The organism is Pseudomonas benzenivorans (genome assembly GCF_033547155.1).
In the GTDB taxonomy this organism is placed as follows: domain Bacteria; phylum Pseudomonadota; class Gammaproteobacteria; order Pseudomonadales; family Pseudomonadaceae; genus Aquipseudomonas; species Aquipseudomonas benzenivorans_B.
Genome location: NZ_CP137892.1, coordinates 3933717 through 3948215 on the forward strand (window position 1 = coordinate 3933717; position 14499 = coordinate 3948215).

Below are 14499 nucleotides of genomic sequence, written 5' to 3' on the forward strand. Positions count from 1 at the left end.
CACGCCGGGGGTTTTGCTTTGCGCCGCACGCCGCCAGCAGGTCAACCCGCCCCTCCCGCAAGCAAACAGCCCCCGGCAATTTCTCTAGCGGCGTCATTCAGTTGGCGCTGCCGTATAGGCCCCGGTATAATCCGCCGGCCTTCTGGGGGCCTATAGCTCAGTTGGTTAGAGCAGAGGACTCATAATCCTTTGGTCCACGGTTCGAGTCCGTGTGGGCCCACCATATGAAACAACGACTTAGGTCAGCCACTGTGCTGGCCTTTTGTCGTTTTGGGGCCGAATAAAAAATTTGCGTACCGTTTTGCGTACCGTTTCATTTTTGCTGATTTGGAGTTCGACAAAAGCGCCCCCTTCGCCATGCCACATAAATGTGAGCCTTTGAGCCCTATAGCTACTCCTGAGCGACAGGTTTAAGCCAGTAACGCTCAACGGTCCTCACCGTCACGCTTAGCTGCCGGGCGATTTCCGCTTTGGATAGGCCCTCCGCCTGCAAACGACGAGTCTCATTGCACGTCGCATCAGCTTTCAGACCACGAATTCCTCTAGCGGCATCTTCTGGTGAGACAGGCTCGAAGCGCCCCGCCTCCAAAAGCGCCCGAATCTGCTTGTTGTTCACAGCAAGACGCCCTTCCACCTCTTCACCAACTGAGCGCGCTTCAACCACCAAAAGCAACTGGCTTGGTGAAACACCAAGCACTTCACACAGAGCTACAAGTGTGTCGATTCTCACCGCAGCTAGGCCCTTCTCAATCTGACGAAGGTGGGTAGCGTTGATAACTTCACCACAGGCATCGTGCGTGAGACCTGCCCGCAGCCTTATGTCCCGAACCACCTCACCCAAAACCTTTTCGTAGCTCATCTATCGCGCTCGGAAAAGGGATTATCAAGCCACCTTTGACGCGACACATCCTGATGGCATAGCATTACCTTGTTTCGCTACCACCAACCTGGTATCACTGTCAATAAAGGCCAATCAAATTTTCAATTCACTGGAGATGGAAATGAAAACCACACAAGCCCCACAGGCCGCTAAAGGCCTGCAGTTCCAACTGGACAAGCAAACGCTGCAAGTGCAGATAGAGCTGAGCTCCCTGCTCCGTTCGCTCGGGGCACCAACCACTCTGGTTACGGATGCCATTTCCATTTGGGAGAACAATCTACAGGTCGAGGTCGAGGTCGAGCCCAATCCTGAATCCGAACTGCCCTTGTGTTACTTACCGGTATCGCAGATACCGCAGTTCATTGATCAGATCCTTGACCAGCTGAGCTCAGAAAGCAGGGCAACCGCTCTGCGCTTCAGTGAGGCCTTTAGCACAGCGGAAGCACAAGTCAACGAGGTCGAAATTCTGAAGCGCAGTAACAATCCAAAAGTCTTAGGCGCCGTGCTGCAATGGATGAAGAACGATCCCGCTAGCTATGCGCTACATGAGCTTATGGCCTTGCAACAAAAGCGCACGGTGATGACAGCCCCGACTCAAGCCGCTCAGGGGGCACTGTAATTCAATGCGTACGTCCAAAATCTCCGTGCATGGCATGACCGTCTACTACCTGATCGACAGTGCCGGTGAGCGCTACTGGCCTATGCGTCCACTGTGCGAAGCCATTGAACTGAACTGGCACTCGCAAGCCGCAAAACTCCACGCCCCTCGATACACACCCCGCGAGCACGATGTGCGCCTGTCAGGGCAACCTCCGATGAAGCGCGCACTATGTCTGCCACAGGCAGAGTTCGAGTTCTGGCTCAAAGGGCTTAGCTCGCGCAAAGTGAATCCTGCTGCACGATTGCGCGTAGATCAGCTACGCACACATTTCTTCGGAGATGCTTCAGCCCAGAAGGAATACCCACTTGGGCAGACAGCTGCTGCACCTAAGGTTCTGAACCGCATTCTGAACTGGCGTCTTCGGCAGACTGAGCCCTCTGACCGCTCGGAATTAGCCAAGAAGATCACTGGCCAGTTTCGCGAAAAGAATGGCTTTGAAATTGCCGAAGCGCAGGAGCACCATCTGCGCGGGGCAGTCGCCTCGCTCAGCACTATCATTTATCAGCATGATCGCTCGAAGACGCCGAGCCAGATGCCCGTATCGCAGCGCGTCGATGCGATCATCAAATCCATTGTTGACGCACGTCCCCAGCGACTACATCTGCTCGACTCAGACTTCGCGGCTCTGCTATGCAGCATTGAGCTTGAAGGGCAACACCTCGGCGGCGCTCAGCACGAACAACCTTAGCCTATGACCACACTCACGGAAATGACTGACTTGCTGTATTCAGCAGGCGAGCCAATGAGTGGCAGTGGCATGAGCGACGATGAAGCCCTGGCCTACGCCAGACAATGTTTCCCAGACGGGAATTACTGCCTAGTGCGGAATTGGCGCTTGCTCGATCTAGTGGTTACGGAAAGCCAACGCCTACTGCTGGCGAAAACCCGAAGGCAGCCTGCTTTGATCTATGCGCACACGGTCATCTATGACAGCGAGAGAAGGTGGGACGTTGGTGACTTCGTACGAACGTCGCTCTTGCACCAGCATGAGGGTTTCCATTTCAGAACGCTCAACAGCGTCTATCTGCTTCTAGGCCCAGGTACTCGTATCCGAGCCAGCGCGGACGCCGTTGCGAGCGTTTTCTGATCAAGCCAAAGCAATTACTTATCTGTCGACATAGCTATGTATACACACCCGATCTTGCAGAAGCTGCTTGAGCAGGTCGACGATCTGCCTTTCAGCAGACCCGTTACGGGATACCTGACCGATGCTTATATACGTGGCTCTAGTGGGTATGGAATCACCCACAGGCATGTCAGAGCAGATCGATTTGCCGACGGTGATTTCATTCATACGTCGGCAATCATCGACATTCAAAGGGAGGGGCCGTTCTGGGTGCTGCACACTCTGAGCGGCAGCTTCTACGTGATTCTCAGCTTCAATATCTTGAGAGGAGCCCAATCGCTGGATGACTACCTGCAACGGCTGCTAACCGCTACCCACCCTGAGCCATGGCAGCTGCATTAGGAAGACAATGTGGCTGCCGATCCGCGACACGTTCTTCGTGTCGCATGGCTTGGCTACGACACACCGGGAGTATCGCAGGACATCAATGCGACACTCATGGACTATCGCACGCTCACGCTGCGACACACTGACCATGCCACATGCAGTTACTGCGACACTCTAGGCGTGTCGCACTCGGCTTTGCGATACACCCGGTATGTCGCACAGGCGGATTGCGACACCAGTATCGTGCCGTTAGCGGCATTCTCAATGCCCAATGCGGCACCGAAAACAGCCCAAATTGACACCTGAGACGCCATTTACGGCACTAAAAGTGCCCGTACTGGCACTGTTTTTCCAGGTTATACTTCATTATAAGTCATTGAAAATAAACATTTTAATAATTTTTTTCATAACCAAATCGCCACTGAGTGGCCAGTGTTTTTGAATGCAACCATTTCGGCACGCCGGCCATGGCACCGCTCCGCGCCTCCCTGCTCGTTCCTTCAGTGCCATAGGCACTGGCTGCTGTTCGATTTTGATGACAAAAGGCTTGCGCGCGCTTTTGCTCACGGCGCACGCTGAATACAGATGAAGCGTGTCGCGTGAGTGAGAGCGCGCAACCCTTACTCGCGCCGCGAGTAAGGGGGCGTTGGAGTGGTTCAGACGGAACGAGAAAACACGTAGCGAAGGCGAAGGGGTTTCAGAGGAGTCTGAGCCGCACCAACGCCATTTCGCGAAGCGGCTTAGCTTTGTCATCAAAACAACAAGAAGAGATGACGACGATGCAGCCCGACACCTTGAAGAAATACCAGACCAGAGCTCGAAACTTTTACCACGATCACTGCGGGTCAGATGCCCCAGATTCGGCGCAGATCTGCGCGGCTTTGCTTACCAGAGCCCCCCAATATCGGCCTAATGCGTTCAGCACACTCAAGAATGCCCTGATGAACGATCAGCTTGCTCGGGGAAACATCGAGGCGGCAAAAACCATCAAAAATCTGGTCAACCCGGTCACTGCACAGGGCAGTCAGATCGCAAAAAAGCCCAAGCTGAAACAGATTCGTAAAGTGCCCTTGGAGGACTTCAAGGCGCTCTACAAGCACCTGCATGTAGGCGGCTTTCTTGATGAAGCCGCCTCACTGGTGCTGGCATACTGGCTGGGCGTACGCCCCTGCGAGATGCGCACTATCACTGTCACCGACAACCTAGTGCACATCATTGGCGGCAAGAAATCTGCTGAGCTGCATCGCGGAGCTGACCGTACCTTAATCATCGGAAAACCCAACATTCTGAAACTGGTGGAGTGGGCCGCGCATCGGATGTCAGAGTGCCCACGCACCAGTACGGCAATCAGGGACTGCCTCCGCAAGGAATGCCGAAAACTCTGGCCCAGGCGGAAAAAACATCCGACGCTGAAAAGCTTTCGACACCAAATGGGCTCAATTCTGAAAGCGTCCGGAGAAAGCCCGGAAAGCATGGCTTACATCATGGGGCACCAATCCACAGAGTCGATCAGTGTGTACGGCGATGGTCGGCTAGGAGCAGGCATGAAATCACATGTCAGCCTTGCAGAGGGTGCCGTCCTGGGTAGCATTCGTCAGCCACAAAAGCCACAGCGATATGGCCAAAAGCGCATTCTGGATGAGATCGTGTTTCCAGCCGCAACCAGGGGTCATTGGTATATAGAGATGAGGCGCCGGCAAGAAGCCAAGAATGTACTCACTCCGAAATCATAGCCCAATAATGCTATCGAAACGGGGATTGCCCCAGCTGGCAACGAGTCGCCAGTCGTAACTGACTGGTGTCGGCAAGAGGTGCCATGCGGTGGGAGCACCGTGTACAAGCAAAAACCGCTTACCCCGGCCCCCTCAAGCCGTAGTAGCAGTTTGAATGAGCGGGCTCCACAATCACGCCAGTTCTAAAGAAGTTTTATATGTTCCAAGTTATGGATGAAAAAATATGCCAGAGATAGGGGCAGCACCGGAACAAGGGCAGATTGGCAGACTACGCCACAAAATTTGGGCAGTAACTGCCGTAAATAAAACAAAAGCACACGCAAAGCAGGTCATACATAGGGTCTCTCGGTACTGTATGTACGGCGATGGTCGATCTGGTGCAGATCAGCAAAGATACATTAGCCCAGCAGAAGGCATCGATCTGTAGAAGGTGCGATTCAAAAGCCCACCGCGATACGGCATTGGGAAAGTGGTGGGTCGGATTGAGTTTCCAGCCTCTACTCGTGGCTGGCTCCCCGGAGCACCGCCAGCACCTAACTCAAGAGATACTTAACAGGGTTAAGTGCAAAAGCCGGCCAATAGCGGACTCGCGAAAAAGTAGATGGCGGCGATTTTCAGCCACAAGAAGCCAAGCTTTCCCTCATAAGAATTCGAGTACCTGAATAACATGTCATTCCTGCAGGATATTCGCCGAATGCTCGTGCGCGCGGTCATTCGTCTCCTGGCCGACAGGCTGCCAAAGCCCAGAAGCACGAAAGAAAGCCTGCACATTCTCGTCCCCCGTTGGGATGCCAAACTGGGTGACTCGATCGTTTCGTCTTTCTTCTTTCGCGAGGCTCGCAGACTCAATGCCCGGGTGACCGTGCTGACGGTCGTAGAGCTTGCCCAGATGCACGCGCTGGACTTTGGTGTGGATCAGGTCGTGATCACGAACGCCAATCCTGGAGTACTCGAACTTCGCCACCTGGCGCAGCAGCTTGGACAGGTCGATGTCGTGGTGCATCTGGTAGGGAGAATCCAGCCTGCGGAGATCCTGTTTCTGCGATTGCTGCGTCCGGCCCGCGTGTACTCCCTTGATGACCGTTTACGCTGCGTCAATCGCAAGTTCGGTGAAGCAACTGCCGGCCTCGACATGGCCGAGCGCTACCGGCGCGTACTCATGGACTTGGGTGCACGCATGGTCGATAGGAAGTACATCGTTCCCCTTCCTAACACGATGCCGCCCCCCACCCTCGCCCCGACAATCCTATTCAACCCCTACGCGAGCCGCACAGACAAATGCTTGGCCTTCGATCGATCCGTGAGTTTGCTGCACTCCATCGCCGATGCTTATCCAACCCGGTCTGTCGGCATCCTGTGCAGCCCCACGACCCGAGATGATGCGCTGCGCATAGAAGTAGCGGTGGCTAGACGAAACGTGCGCGTCGTCCATGGACTGGCATCCCCCAAGGATGTCGCCGGGTACATTCGCTGCGCACAGGTCGTGATCAGTGTCGACACGGCAATCGTACACATGGCGGTCGGCCTAGAAACAAAGTTGGTGGCAATCTACCCAGGCATCGCAGGACAAGCCAACCCGTGGCTTCCCCCATCTTCTCCTTTGACGCGGGTCGTCTACAGCCAGCAACACACTGGTCAGATTCGACGCGCCGGCAAGAAGGATATGAATGCGTTCTCTATAGAGGCTCTGTTGGACGACCTTCACGAGTTGTTGGCCACTACCCCCGAAACTGAGCAACTCCATTCGCTCAGGGCGAGGATAGTGCCCGGTCTAGGCGTCGCGCAGGGAACCCTCGCTCGCCAGTTGCCACTGATCAGCAAGGACTTCCCCGAGGTCGCAGACTGTCACCCCGGGACCATAAACTTGGAGCTCGAATGTCCTCTCGAAGTGGCGCAGCCCGACCATCGCACTGCTCCGCTTGCCTGGACTCCGAGCGGACGGACGACTGAAGTATTCGACCTGGTACGCATTGAGCTCGAGTTCGGCCCATTACCAACGCGCGTGCCCGCATGGTTGTACGTTGCCCACGCCTCCCCTCACCGTGGCACACCGACTGTTCATGAGGTGATAGCCCAGCAGTTAAACCTGAGCGAGGTCCGTGAGTGTCAGATTCATCTGCGTGCAAGCGCTGTAACGCTGACACCCCCAGATCAACTAACGGCGCCCATCAGCCGCTCGCTCTCTCCTAGCCAATAGCCACGATCAGCCTCTATGTGCAGGAACAATTTGGCCAGCAAGGTACCGCCAGAGAGAAACTCGTCAACAGATTCCATACGTTTGGCCGTACGCCGAAAGTAGGTGTTGTAGAGCTTGAGCAAGGTTGTATCGCTAACCAGGAAATCTGCAACGCCCACATCCTGGCGACGCATCACCTCACAGCTTGCGAAGTTGTACCGTGGTCGGTAGCCGGGGTCGACGACATCTCCGGCAATAGGCACCAGCTCGTCAGCAGATTGCGCCACGATGTCCTTGATACGCCCAGGATTACCCCACGCATGGGCACCTCCTTCCAGTCCAGTAGCCAACGCCCGGGCAAGCAGGGGGTTTCCCGGTTGGGACGCGAAAATACATTCACTATGCCAATGCAGCTTATGACTAAGGCCTGCCGGAAACAGCGAGCTGGTTGGGTCGCGCAAGAACAGTGTGTCCGCATCCACCCACGCGCCTCCATATCGATGGACGAAGGCCATGCGGATGAAGTCGCTCTTAGCAACTATGGCCTCGATCCCCTCCGCCAGAGTGAATGGCAACGGTTCAAAGGCCCATGGTTTACCAAGGATTCGAGGGTCAATCAGGTCCTGGACCGTCCGCGGTGTAAGCAATTGAAAGCGCTCACCCAGGGCTCTACGCATCGAGACCAATGCCAGCGCGACATAGGCTGGCATAACCTGCCCAGGGGCACTTTCCCAATAGCTCACATATCGCACGGAACCATGAAGGCAGCTGTTCACGGGTGAATCGCCCTGCCATCGGTACTTAGCAACCCGGCATTTGTCAGGTACTCCCTGAGCAACACCAAGGAAGGAGCACATTGCAGCTGACCTAGAAACTCGTTACCCAAGGCAGACTTGTACAGGCGCAGCCAGGTCGGCGCAGGCACCTTCGGCAGGAAGGCCGCGAGAGACTCTCGGTTTCCCTCCCCGAACAACAGGCGCAGGGTGCGCAGGATTGGTTGGTAGTCCCGCGCAGACAACAGCTCCGCAACAGTATCGTCCAGCCGTTGCTCGACCACCACGCTATTCAGTCGGTCCTCGACTGAGGCATCGCCGAGCGCCACACGGGGATCAATCGCCACCGGGTAGATCGCGTGGAACGACTTGGCACCGCTATACATGGATTCATAAAGCACTTTGTCGGCGGTAGATCCGGTAACCAACACATCGTCGCCGAAAATCACATGCACACCGCTCCAGCGGTAGAAATTCTCAGCCGGAATGACGTGATCCTGGACCAGATTGACGTGCTCGCGTTCCTCGGTGCTGAGGCTGGCGTAGTCCTCGCAGGGTGGCGCAATCCTGGGTAGCTTGACGTTGATGATGGTCGGCAACGCCATATGCGCCAGTTTGACGTTGACCTCCTCGACCACAATCTCATAGAGCACGTTCGCCGTGGACGGCACATTGCGCCAACCAGTGGTCATCATCACCACGTTGTCACCACAAGCCTTGGCGTTCCGGAACAGGCATGACCATTGCGAGTCCGACCTATCCAGCTCGCCGCAGAGGTAGTCGATCAGTTGTCGTGCGAGATACTGGATGTCACCCACACTGCCGTATTTTGCACGGCTGTAGATCCCGGCCAGTGCTGTGGCATCGGTGTCCGTGGCCATGTCGCGGAACAACCCCGACTCGGCAGGTGTAAGGCAGTTCAGGGCAGTTCCGCCGAAAATCGAAACATACTCGGCCATGCTGACCAGTTCGCGTGCAAACAGGTCGGCAGCGAACGCGCGGAAACCAGTTTTCACATCATCAGCACGGGGCTGAGCGGAAGCCTGACGAAACATCGCCAACTGGACATCAACCGGGCTCTTAAGTACCTCGGACCATAGCGGGGAATTTCCGGGGGTCATCATGTTCAAGGCCGTTCAAGTCCTTCTGTCAAAGTTGCTGGTGTGCCCGGTAACGCCAGGCTGTCGAGGGCGATATCGATTCGTCGGCGCCTCTCGTAGTAACTAATGCTCTTCAGCCCCAAAGGCCTCAGGGCCTCGAGCAGCTCGGCAATGCCCGCACCGGCATCACTCGGGTCATGGGCATCAGACCCAACCGTGAAGGGCACTTCGTGTGCGATGAGCTGTGCCACCAATTCCCGAGACGGATAAGACCAAAAGCCCTGAACCTCCCTACCCGTTGTAGGGTCAAGGCTCGACTTTCGAAGACCTGAGGCATTGAGCTCGAATGCGATACCGCTTCTGGCGAGCGGCGTCAGCAAAGGTTCGAAACGGCGCAGGAAGATGTCTTCCGGCACGCCACGCAGCAAGGTGTCGGCGTGCCCTACGGCATCGAACAGTCCACTGTCTAACAGACCTTCGAGATTGGCGAAGTAGCGATCTAGGAACGCCTGCCCGGCAAGGCGCGGAAGTTCCCAGACCTTCACCATGGTTTTGTCTGGATCTTCCACGTAATGAATCGAGCCGATTACGAAGTCCATCGGGTAACGAGCAAGCAGCTCGCGATTGAAGGCGTCGGTGCCTGGCATGTAGTCGAGCTCCAGGCCACACAGGATGGTGATCTGCCCCTGGTAGATCTCCCGCGTCCGCTCGATGTCGGCGAAATAGCGATCAAGTTCGGACGCGAGCAGACGATTGTCCGTATCCACGGGGAACGGCGCGTGGTCGGTGATGGTCAGGATGGTCACGCCGGCGGCGATCGAGGCGCGAACCAATTCATCGACAGTGCCGGTCGCATGCTTCGAATAAGAGGTGTGGCTGTGTGAGTCGATCATGCAGCCTCCCATTGTTCGAGCAACCCGGCATGACCTGCCAACTCCTTCACTAGCCAGTAGGGGTTGTTCGTCTTGGCAATGATTGAACGCAACAGGTCCGTGTTCTCCAGGCGAGCCAGCAACTCTGTCAAGGGTTGCGTATAGAGCGCTCGGATTAGAGGTGTCTCCCGCACGTGGGCAACTAGCCGTTGCCAATCGACTCGATCAAAGTGAATGTTGCCCAGGCGCTGGTTCTCGATGCCATACAGGTATACGTCACCGCTAGGCTTCACCGTGACATCCAAACCGTTGGCATGCGGCGGTTTGTTCAGGCTGCCGAACGTGAAGCGCTTGTTGACCTTGGACTCGATCGCCTCGATGTAGCCCAGCATGTCCAGATAACCGGGGGCGGTTCCTGGAGCGGGGTGTACGAGGTTCTTGTAGTCGATGCCGAAGCACTCGCCGCGCGCGACCAGTACGTCTTCCAGCACACTCCGCGGCTCGATGGCTGTTTCAAGCCCCCAGTAGGCCAGTTCGGACTTCAGGTACTCGCGAGTGAAGTCACGATCAGTATCGATCGACCGGAACGAGAAACTCAGCCCGGCCGGCCGCCGACGCCGCAGGTAGTCCAGACTGAAACCATGGGCTCGCCATTTGACCTTCTCGATATGGTGGCTGTCGGCGCTCAGGCGAATATTGCAGGTGTCGCCATTGCCCGAGACGATGCGGTTCGTCGTGTCGTAGAAGTCCGCCATCTTGTCATGTGGGTAGAACCCACTGGTGATGAATTCGAAGCAATTGCCGCCTTCGGACAACCCGAGAATCTCGTGGAACACTTTGGCGTTGTTGAGCGGCTCGCCTTCGCCGCTGATAGAGATGCGCTTGACCTCCGGGGCATTGATCAACCTAGCGAGGTTTTCCCGCGCCAACGTTGATAGCTCCATGCTAATGCCCGCTTTGTGCTTGTCGGCGTACATACAGAAGGCACAGCCGATGCCGCATATCTGGGTGATGTCGATGTAAAGCAGATGACCTTGGAGATCCATGTCCGATGACTCTATACAGCCTCGCGCCAACAACGCGGGCAACTGTCCTAAAGGAAACGTAACGCTGGCCACGCAAGCCCGCGCTCCGTATGCAAAGGGGGATGCAGGTCAGCCCCAGTACGGGACGTTGACCTGCAATTACTGGATCTGCACCGAGTGCGAATGAATGAGGCGGTTCAGTATCCGGTGCTCTTACCGCAGACTGCTCCGGGTATTCCGCAAATTGCGTCGCATCTATTGCGAGCCAATCAGCCCACTCGGCAGAACGCCAATCCTTGATACCCGGCCGGACTATTCAGAATTGGCAGATCCAATTGCTCATCGCGCATGAACTCCAGCTGCATAACGTTGCCGCGGATGATCTCGTGTGCACCGACGGCCTGCTCAGCGATGCTAAGCAAGCGAGCATGATTGGCTTCGCCTTGCTGACCCGCCATTAGGCGCAGCGCCGGATTATTCAGGCTTTGCTGCAGCCGCTGACCGAACCCGGCATGACGTTCCTTGAACTCATTGGCGAGATGCGCAGCCAGATCCATTTCCCCCAAACGAGCCAGCACCTGCAACCGCCCCTGCGCAGACATCACCCAACCCCGGTAAGCGGCCGCGAACTCGCCGGGCTGCATATACTCAAACGAACGCTCACTCACATGCTGCAATAGCCCACCAAAGTAACTTTGGCTCTCTGCGAGCTGGCTGTTAGCAATGCCGAGCTGCTGCTGCATCATCGCGGCATTACGATACAGCCCGGCCTCGCGTACATGCTGCAGGGAGGCATGTAAAGGAGCCAGCCGGCTGATCATCTGCCTGACATCTAGCCACTCGACACCCTGCCGGATGTCGTCGAGCTTGCCATCCATGTGTCTAAGCTGGTTCTCGATACCCTGCAGCTTGTACAGCGTGAGCGCAAAGCCCACGACACTGACCGCCAGATTGGCCACCTGCAGCCCCATGATCAACTGCTGTTGCACACCGAGCATTTGCAGTTGCTCAGCCTGCTGACGCAGCAACTGGACATGCTCGGCCCCCTGTTTGAGCAACTGTTCGGCAGTATCACGTTCCAGCAGCACACCTTCCTGCAGCCACATCACGATCTGCTTGTCACCCACCCTGCGGATGACGCCACCGATACGTTCATAAACACCGTTTTTCAGCCCCTCGGCAATCGCCTCCGGCACATCGAAAATCACATTTAGCTCAGCCATCGAAAGCTCCATTCATGAAGTCAGTCGCGGCCTCGGCACGAGCCTTGAGACGCAGCATGGCGATTTGCAACACGCAAGGGATGGTGACCCGGTAGGCTGGGCCGGCCAGATCCACGGCGGTCCAGACACCGGCTATCACCCAGCCGACCGGCCCGGCTAGCGCGGCGACGGCACGACCGCCAGCGAAGGTTCCCCCAGCAACCACCGCACTGCGCAGCCCGTGCCCAAGCAGCTGCTGAGCCATCGAGTTCACGATCACCGTCGAAGTGCGATAGAGGATCAGCCGTGCTACGGCCGGCACTACCAGCCCACTCAGTGCCGAACCATTCAGCAGAGCCGTCATCTTGGTCTTGTCGAGCCCCGCCTCGCGCAGAATCACTTCCAGCTCGCGGCGATCCTCGCCCGACGACTTCTCCAACGCCTGACGGAGGATCGACTGCACCATCGCCTCCTCCAGTTCAATGAGTTCCATTGAGCCAGCCCCCTTGACCTTGAGCTTGCTGGCAACATCCCGGACCACCTCGGTGTAGGAAGGCCCGCTCTTACGCCACAGGTTGACGAAGCTGTTCCCGCCGAACAAACGCAGCTCATCAAGGATCGAACTGGCATAGCGGCGGTGTTCCGGGTGGCTGCGCTTGAAGTCCACTTGCTTCGACAGCGACTCGGTATTGGCCTTGAGGATGTATTCCACCAGAGGTTCCAGATCATCATTGCTGGCACGCTCCAGAAGCTGGCGGGTATTGCTGATATCGATGCTGGTCACTACAGCAACTCCTTGTTCTGCTGGCAAGCGTCCTGACTGATCAGCCCCGCTCTATGGGTCAGCGCGGCCAGTCGGCTCACATGCTCATTACCGGACATAGTTAATCCTTTATCGTTTTCTCTGCTCACCTGGTACACATCATCTGTACGTCACGCATGAGCATTTGAGCTGCGCTTCCCAGCGGCATATGCCGCTTTGCCCGCCAACTGCAGCGCGACAACCACGACAGCACCCGCGGCGAAACAGATGACGTTGGTGAGCAAGAACTCCAACGGGGAGATCGTAGGGTTCATGAGAGACTCCTTCGGGTCGGGGACACTAATCGTGAATGGAATGAGGTAAGCGACTCGCAAGCCGTGCGCCGCAACTGCTACAAAACTTACTGCCAGCGGGAATCGACGCGTGGCATTCAGGGCACCCGTCCTTGAGCAGCATTTTCTGGCGCATGTGGCCAATCTGGATGACGCATGGCACCGTCACCCGGTAGGCCGGGCTGGCCAACTCGAAGGCCGTCCAGATGCCGGTAATTGCCCAGCCGACGGGCCCTGAGAGCACCGCCAATCCCCTGCCCATGGCAGCGCCCCCGGCAAACGCGACGCCCCGGCCGACCAGGCTGCTCATCGTTGCGCTGGCCACTACTGCGGCAAGCCGGTAGGCAGTCGAGCTGGCACTCAGGCTGGTGATCAGCGCTGCCAGGGCAGCCGCGCCCATTCCCGGCCGGTAGCTGGCCCCCATCGACTCAAAGAAGGTTTCTTTGTCTTCCTCGCTCATGCGACCAATCGACTGCTCGACCACCTTGGCGATGATGGCCATTTCCATCTGCGCGCAATCGCCCGTGCCGGTCTTCGAGACACCCACGTGAGAAGCAACATCGCTCAGCAGTTCTACATAAGACACGCCGCTGCCGCCCCGGAACAGGTTCATCAGCGAGTTGCCGCCAAACCGCGTGAGCTCTTCGGCGACCAATGCGCGCTCGTAGTCGCCGACTTCACCCTCCTTCGCCGCGGTCAGTTGGCGGCAAATCGCTGAGGACAACGAGATCCGCCCCTTACCGCTGTCGGTGATGACGTCGATCAGCAGCCCAATATCGTCAGCGCTAGCGCTCATCAGCACGCCTGCCAGGTCGGCGTCATGAATGATTGACATACTGCGATTCCTCTTGAATGTTCGATGACCTAGTCGCCGATGTTCGGGTCGTGTGGAGTCCCCCGGCTCACTAGCGCACCAGCTACTGCGGCCAGCGCAACGCGAGGCTGGGCGGCATGGACTGGGCGGAGCATCAAGGCATTGAGCTTGAGGCAGGCGAGGCGGCGCCATTCATCCCTCGCGGTTGCGCGCTTGATCTCTGGAGAGGAGCCAACCCCCATCGGGCGGGCATCGGGGTGAACCTTACATTCGCGCAACACCTTTTCGACCGGGCTTCCGAAGTCCAACTGGCCGTCGTTATGCAGTTTCACAGCAGCAGCCAGGTAATCGTTGATGCTGCCCATGGCATTGGCCAAGGCAACCCAGTCCTGGGGGCGCATAAGTAGGAAAGCCGGAGGAACACCAAGGACATCGGCGATTCGATCAAGCGTGTCGAGGTCTGGATTAGCTGCAACTTCGCCACGCCGTGACTTCAATGCCCGGAGGGTGCTGCGGGCAACACCTGTTTCGCGCTGTATGCGGGTTGCCGTGATTGGCCCTGCAGTGCCGTTATCGCGCGGCTTGCCGGCAACGGCCAGCACGGCGCAAAGGTTATCGCTGAAGTACTGGCCCAGCGCCTTGGGCGGACCATCTGGCAGGTTTCTATCCATGGCAATCTTCCGTGTTGCGATGACGGAAGATTAAGCGTGGCAAA

The 14499-nt window shown here is 57.0% G+C and carries 16 protein-coding genes and 1 tRNA gene; 7 read left to right on the forward strand and 10 right to left on the reverse strand.

What is annotated here, in order from left to right:
* Nucleotides 1-146: 146 nt before the first annotated feature.
* A tRNA-Ile gene (locus tag SBP02_RS18335) sits at nucleotides 147-223 on the forward strand.
* Between the two features lie 168 nt (nucleotides 224-391).
* Here the strand turns inward: SBP02_RS18335 and SBP02_RS18340 are convergent.
* A complete protein-coding gene (locus SBP02_RS18340; protein WP_318643831.1) occupies nucleotides 392-859 on the reverse strand; it encodes a transcriptional regulator in 468 nt (155 codons plus the stop codon).
* 142 nt (nucleotides 860-1001) lie between these two features.
* Between SBP02_RS18340 and SBP02_RS18345 the strand changes: the two genes are divergently transcribed.
* The 6 genes from SBP02_RS18345 to SBP02_RS18365 all read left to right on the forward strand — a co-directional run bounded on the left by SBP02_RS18345 (nucleotide 1002) and on the right by SBP02_RS18365 (nucleotide 6924).
* Nucleotides 1002-1499, forward strand: coding sequence for a hypothetical protein (locus SBP02_RS18345; protein WP_318643832.1), 498 nt, complete (start codon nucleotides 1002-1004; stop codon nucleotides 1497-1499).
* Nucleotides 1500-1503: 4 nt separating this feature from the next.
* Nucleotides 1504-2229, forward strand: coding sequence for a phage antirepressor N-terminal domain-containing protein (locus tag SBP02_RS18350; protein WP_318643833.1), 726 nt, complete (start codon nucleotides 1504-1506; stop codon nucleotides 2227-2229).
* Nucleotides 2230-2298: 69 nt separating this feature from the next.
* Nucleotides 2299-2628: a DUF6957 family protein gene (locus tag SBP02_RS20985; protein WP_404824344.1), complete on the forward strand. Its 330-nt coding sequence runs from the start codon at nucleotides 2299-2301 to the stop codon at nucleotides 2626-2628.
* Between the two features lie 36 nt (nucleotides 2629-2664).
* Nucleotides 2665-3009 (forward strand): hypothetical protein, encoded by a 345-nt coding sequence (locus SBP02_RS18355; RefSeq protein ID WP_090448419.1) that lies wholly within the window; start codon nucleotides 2665-2667, stop codon nucleotides 3007-3009.
* 926 nt (nucleotides 3010-3935) lie between these two features.
* Entirely contained in the window at nucleotides 3936-4727 is a 792-nt protein-coding gene (locus SBP02_RS18360; RefSeq protein WP_318643834.1) for a site-specific integrase, read from the forward strand.
* A gap of 667 nt (nucleotides 4728-5394) precedes the next feature.
* Nucleotides 5395-6924, forward strand: a complete 1530-nt coding sequence (locus SBP02_RS18365; RefSeq protein WP_318643835.1) for a glycosyltransferase family 9 protein — start codon at nucleotides 5395-5397, stop codon at nucleotides 6922-6924.
* Here SBP02_RS18365 and SBP02_RS18370 read toward each other — a convergent pair.
* The 9 genes from SBP02_RS18370 to SBP02_RS18410 form a co-directional block, all read right to left on the reverse strand.
* A complete protein-coding gene (locus tag SBP02_RS18370) occupies nucleotides 6879-7613 on the reverse strand; it encodes a glycosyltransferase (RefSeq protein ID WP_318643836.1) in 735 nt (244 codons plus the stop codon). The genes SBP02_RS18365 and SBP02_RS18370 overlap by 46 nt on opposite strands.
* Nucleotides 7614-7675: 62 nt before the next feature.
* Complete coding sequence (locus tag SBP02_RS18375; RefSeq protein ID WP_318646374.1) at nucleotides 7676-8797, reverse strand: hypothetical protein; 1122 nt, start codon at nucleotides 8795-8797, stop codon at nucleotides 7676-7678.
* A gap of 5 nt (nucleotides 8798-8802) precedes the next feature.
* Nucleotides 8803-9669 carry a histidinol-phosphatase gene (locus SBP02_RS18380; RefSeq protein WP_318643837.1) on the reverse strand — a complete coding sequence of 289 codons (867 nt, stop codon included), beginning with the start codon at nucleotides 9667-9669 and terminating at the stop codon, nucleotides 8803-8805.
* Nucleotides 9666-10694, reverse strand: coding sequence for a radical SAM protein (locus SBP02_RS18385; RefSeq protein ID WP_318643838.1), 1029 nt, complete (start codon nucleotides 10692-10694; stop codon nucleotides 9666-9668). The genes SBP02_RS18380 and SBP02_RS18385 overlap by 4 nt, the downstream gene beginning before the upstream one ends.
* A gap of 248 nt (nucleotides 10695-10942) precedes the next feature.
* The gene (locus tag SBP02_RS18390) at nucleotides 10943-11896 is read right to left on the reverse strand and encodes a hypothetical protein (protein ID WP_318643839.1); all 954 of its coding nucleotides are present in this window, start codon (nucleotides 11894-11896) and stop codon (nucleotides 10943-10945) included.
* Complete coding sequence (locus SBP02_RS18395) at nucleotides 11889-12659, reverse strand: YaaW family protein (RefSeq protein ID WP_196669956.1); 771 nt, start codon at nucleotides 12657-12659, stop codon at nucleotides 11889-11891. Before SBP02_RS18395 ends, SBP02_RS18390 begins: the two co-directional genes overlap by 8 nt.
* 149 nt (nucleotides 12660-12808) lie before the next feature.
* Nucleotides 12809-12952, reverse strand: coding sequence for a hypothetical protein (locus SBP02_RS18400; protein WP_318643840.1), 144 nt, complete (start codon nucleotides 12950-12952; stop codon nucleotides 12809-12811).
* A gap of 25 nt (nucleotides 12953-12977) precedes the next feature.
* The gene (locus SBP02_RS18405; protein WP_318643841.1) at nucleotides 12978-13805 is read right to left on the reverse strand and encodes a zinc-ribbon domain-containing protein; all 828 of its coding nucleotides are present in this window, start codon (nucleotides 13803-13805) and stop codon (nucleotides 12978-12980) included.
* A gap of 29 nt (nucleotides 13806-13834) precedes the next feature.
* A complete protein-coding gene (locus SBP02_RS18410) occupies nucleotides 13835-14455 on the reverse strand; it encodes a helix-turn-helix domain-containing protein (RefSeq protein WP_318643842.1) in 621 nt (206 codons plus the stop codon).
* Nucleotides 14456-14499 lie beyond the last annotated feature (44 nt).

Bases quoted from the DNA above. Each gene is read 5' to 3' on its own strand.
- SBP02_RS18355 (WP_090448419.1), top strand. From the start codon at position 2,665: ATGTATACACACCCGATCTTGCAGAAGCTGCTTGAGCAGGTCGACGAT.
- SBP02_RS18380 (WP_318643837.1), bottom strand. From the start codon at position 9,669: ATGATCGACTCACACAGCCACACCTCTTATTCGAAGCATGCGACCGGC.
- SBP02_RS20985 (WP_404824344.1), top strand. From the start codon at position 2,299: ATGAGCGACGATGAAGCCCTGGCCTACGCCAGACAATGTTTCCCAGAC.
- SBP02_RS18375 (WP_318646374.1), bottom strand. From the start codon at position 8,797: ATGACCCCCGGAAATTCCCCGCTATGGTCCGAGGTACTTAAGAGCCCG.
- SBP02_RS18385 (WP_318643838.1), bottom strand. From the start codon at position 10,694: ATGGATCTCCAAGGTCATCTGCTTTACATCGACATCACCCAGATATGC.
- SBP02_RS18405 (WP_318643841.1), bottom strand. From the start codon at position 13,805: ATGTCAATCATTCATGACGCCGACCTGGCAGGCGTGCTGATGAGCGCT.
- SBP02_RS18360 (WP_318643834.1), top strand. From the start codon at position 3,936: ATGAACGATCAGCTTGCTCGGGGAAACATCGAGGCGGCAAAAACCATC.
- SBP02_RS18370 (WP_318643836.1), bottom strand. From the start codon at position 7,613: ATGCCAGCCTATGTCGCGCTGGCATTGGTCTCGATGCGTAGAGCCCTG.
- SBP02_RS18390 (WP_318643839.1), bottom strand. From the start codon at position 11,896: ATGGCTGAGCTAAATGTGATTTTCGATGTGCCGGAGGCGATTGCCGAG.
- SBP02_RS18340 (WP_318643831.1), bottom strand. From the start codon at position 859: ATGAGCTACGAAAAGGTTTTGGGTGAGGTGGTTCGGGACATAAGGCTG.
- SBP02_RS18350 (WP_318643833.1), top strand. From the start codon at position 1,504: ATGCGTACGTCCAAAATCTCCGTGCATGGCATGACCGTCTACTACCTG.
- SBP02_RS18365 (WP_318643835.1), top strand. From the start codon at position 5,395: ATGTCATTCCTGCAGGATATTCGCCGAATGCTCGTGCGCGCGGTCATT.
- SBP02_RS18410 (WP_318643842.1), bottom strand. From the start codon at position 14,455: ATGGATAGAAACCTGCCAGATGGTCCGCCCAAGGCGCTGGGCCAGTAC.
- SBP02_RS18400 (WP_318643840.1), bottom strand. From the start codon at position 12,952: ATGAACCCTACGATCTCCCCGTTGGAGTTCTTGCTCACCAACGTCATC.
- SBP02_RS18345 (WP_318643832.1), top strand. From the start codon at position 1,002: ATGAAAACCACACAAGCCCCACAGGCCGCTAAAGGCCTGCAGTTCCAA.